Origin of the sequence: Streptomyces sp. NPDC046900 (assembly GCF_040644975.1) — a bacterium.
GTDB lineage: Bacteria > Actinomycetota > Actinomycetes > Streptomycetales > Streptomycetaceae > Streptomyces.
In genome coordinates, this window is record NZ_JBEYXD010000226.1 from 1 (window position 1) to 2,349 (window position 2,349).

Consider the following 2,349-nt stretch of genomic DNA (forward strand, 5'->3'; position numbering starts at 1 on the left):
GGGCGGGCCCGGGGGCGGGGCCGCGTGGGGGAGGGGTAGGGCGGCCCGGCACCGGGGTGGGACCCGTCCCCGCCTTACGCCGGGGGAGCGTTGGGGCAAGGGACGGGGACTTGGGGTGGTGCGGAGTCAGGGGTTGGGGAGGTCGCCCAGGGTGATGACGGTGTACGCGCGGAGCCGGCGCACCATCTGCGAGGCGAGGAACCAGCCGAGGCCGGGATGCCCGTAGGGGAGCGCCTGGTCGGTGGCGGGCAGAGCCTGCAGCCCACCGTCGCCGTACTGGTAGGGGGTGCCGATCACTCCGTATAACGGGACACTGTGCGCCAGGAACCCGGTCGGTCGACCGGCGAGATGCGGGCACTGCTGCGCCGCCGCTCGTGCGTGCTGGAGGCAGACCGGGGGTTGCGCGGTGCGCACCACGGCGTCGTCGGGCCGCACCTCGCCTGGTCCGGCGAGGAAGACGATGCCGTGGTGGGTGCGGGCGGGCTGGGCGCAGACCTGGCAGCGCAACTGCTCCATGCACTCGCGCTGGCGGGAGGGGTGGACCATCCGCCACCGCGGCCGGCCGGTGGGCAGGCCGCCGGTTCCGATCGTTTGGGAGCAGCGGCCCCACAGGACCCCGCGCAGGTCGCGGTCCTGTGCCATTTCGTTCCAGTAGCCCAGCTGCAGGCGTCCGTCGGGGCCGCGCAGGGCGCGCAGCGAGGACAGCAGGTTCGCCGGCGCGGCTGGTGATGTAGGGCACGAGCTGGTTCATGGTGGGGCTGGCAGAGCTGGTGAGGTGGGTGGTCATAGGCTGGCTTTCCATGGGTATGCGGCGGAAGGGGGTGCTGAGGTCTGGCGGCCGTCTGCTGGAGGCGACCCAAGTGGTCTCATGTAGTGGTCATCCCGCCACAGGGCGAGCTCGCGTACGCGCGGCGGCCCGATCCCGAAGCGGCCGCCATGGGCCCGGTCGCCAGGGCTGGGGAGTACAGGTCAGCGGTGGCGCAGCACGTGGGCGCACCGGGTGTGGATACGGCCCGCGCAGGCGGCTCCACCGGAAGCACTGACGTGCCCGTAGGGCATCGAGTCCTCACGGTCTCTGATCGGCTTGTCGCAGGCCAGACACATGACCACACCCATCAGCGCCTCGTAGTGGTCACACAGCGCCGCCAGGGCGCGCGCGAGTTTTCGGGCGTAGGCCACGGCCCGGTGCGGCCCGTCACCGGCAGCGGCCCGCAGCTTGACGCGGGCCTCGCCGATGCAGGCGAGCGCGCAGTACCGGGGCACGTCATCCGTCGGCAGCTTCAAGGCCACCTGCTCAACTTCCGGGATGATCAACTGCATGTGGCCGCGCAGCAGACCGGTCAGCCCGGCCAGCTCCTCGCCCTCCGGTGACTCGGCGCCCGGCCCGATCAGGCGGCTGATGCTCTGGCGCATGGTGTCGATATCGACGGGCTGCGTGAGGGCTGCTGCGGTCACTGGGACTGCTCCGATCCGCAAGGCGGCTTGACCATCTGGTGGACGGCCTGCACCAACGCTGCCGCTGGCATCAGCCTTGTGTTCCGGCGCGGGTCAAGGCTGCGGTGCAGGCTCCCTGTCTCTCCGGCTGCTCGGCACGGGAAATGTGCTGCAAAGGGGCGAGTGCCGTCGATTTTCAGGGCGTTGACGGCTGAGTATGACGCGGATAAGAGCGCGGCTCTGGTGGTGTCCTGCGCCGGTGAGTCAGAGCGTGCACCACGGGGTGCCGTCGAGGCCGGGCCCAGCTTGTGCCCACCACTCGTTGGCCCGCGCTGATGTCGGCTGGGTGTCACGGTGCGCGGGGCTACGGTCGGGAAGCGGGTGGTCGGCATCGTGCGGCTCCTCGGCGCTTACGGTGATCAGGGTGTGTAACACCATGGGCCCTCAACAGAGGCTGATCCGAGGACTTCAAGAGGTCTTTTGTGTCGTAGAACCGGACTTTATGTAGCTTCTCAAGGTGATGGCTGGTCAAATAGGGGGCCTTGGGTGACACTTGCGTCTGTGCCCAAGACGGAGGTGAGGCAGTGGGACGCCCCGCAGGTAACACCAGGCTCAAGTCCGCCCGTATGGCGGCCGGTTACCACTCGCAGCAGGCGCTAGCGGACGCCCTTAAGGTGGGAGTCCGGCAGGTCCGCAGGTGGGAATCAGACACCCCGCCGTGGCCGCAGCCAGACGTTGCCCAGGCTCTCACCCGGTTGCTGGGTCAAGACCTTGAGTCCCTGGGGTTCGCCGCATCGAACGGGCCGGGGTCCGACCGCGCGCGCCGTGCTGTCCTCGCCGATACTGCGGTCGGCGTGGGTCTGCCCGCCGTCCCCACGCAGGCTGTGCCCGTGCAACCCGCCTCAGTCGCACATG

3 protein-coding genes are annotated in these 2,349 nt (G+C 69.9%); 1 reads left to right on the forward strand and 2 read right to left on the reverse strand.

Annotated features, from left to right (window positions below; genetic code table 11):
- Window positions 1-126: 126 nt before the first annotated feature.
- Complete coding sequence (locus ABZ904_RS51065) at window positions 127-642, reverse strand: hypothetical protein (RefSeq protein ID WP_361831166.1); 516 nt, start codon at window positions 640-642, stop codon at window positions 127-129.
- Between the two features lie 327 nt (window positions 643-969).
- Window positions 970-1,455: a DUF6415 family natural product biosynthesis protein gene (locus ABZ904_RS51070; protein ID WP_359411198.1), complete on the reverse strand. Its 486-nt coding sequence runs from the start codon at window positions 1,453-1,455 to the stop codon at window positions 970-972.
- Window positions 1,456-2,018: 563 nt separating this feature from the next.
- On the opposite strand from ABZ904_RS51070, the gene ABZ904_RS51075 reads away from it, so the two are divergent.
- Window positions 2,019-2,349 (forward strand): helix-turn-helix transcriptional regulator (locus ABZ904_RS51075; protein WP_361831168.1); only part of this gene is annotated, 331 nt, incomplete at its 3' end.